This window comes from Serratia nevei (genome assembly GCF_024160145.1).
GTDB classification, from domain to species: domain Bacteria; phylum Pseudomonadota; class Gammaproteobacteria; order Enterobacterales; family Enterobacteriaceae; genus Serratia; species Serratia nevei_A.
Genome location: NZ_JAMYWQ010000113.1, coordinates 1 through 496 on the forward strand (window position 1 = coordinate 1; position 496 = coordinate 496).

The following is a 496-nucleotide window of genomic DNA, read 5'->3' on the forward strand; positions in this document are numbered from 1 at the left end:
CGTACGGTGGCCAGCCGCCGCGGTAATACGAAGGGGGCTAGCGTTGCTCGGAATTACTGGGCGTAAAGGGCGCGTAGGCGGACATTTAAGTTAGAGGTGAAAGCCCAGGGCTCAACCCTGGAATAGCCTTTAATACTGGATGTCTTGAGTTCGGGAGAGGTGAGTGGAATGCCGAGTGTAGAGGTGAAATTCGTAGATATTCGGCGGAACACCAGTGGCGAAGGCGACTCACTGGCCCGATACTGACGCTGAGGCGCGAAAGCGTGGGGAGCAAACAGGATTAGATACCCCGGTAGTCCACGCTGTAAACGATGAGTGCTAGTTGTCGGCATGCATGCATGTCGGTGACGCAGCTAACGCATTAAGCACTCCGCCTGGGGAGTACGGCCGCAAGGCTAAAACTCAAAGGAATTGACGGGGGCCCGCACAAGCGGCGGAGCATGCGGATTAAGTCGATGCAACGCGAAGAACCTTACCGGGGTTTGACATATAGGGA

The 496-nt window shown here is 55.8% G+C and carries 1 rRNA gene; it reads left to right on the forward strand.

Going from position 1 to position 496, the window contains the following annotated elements:
- Positions 1-496, forward strand: a 16S ribosomal RNA gene (locus M6G53_RS24995); the annotation flags it as partial.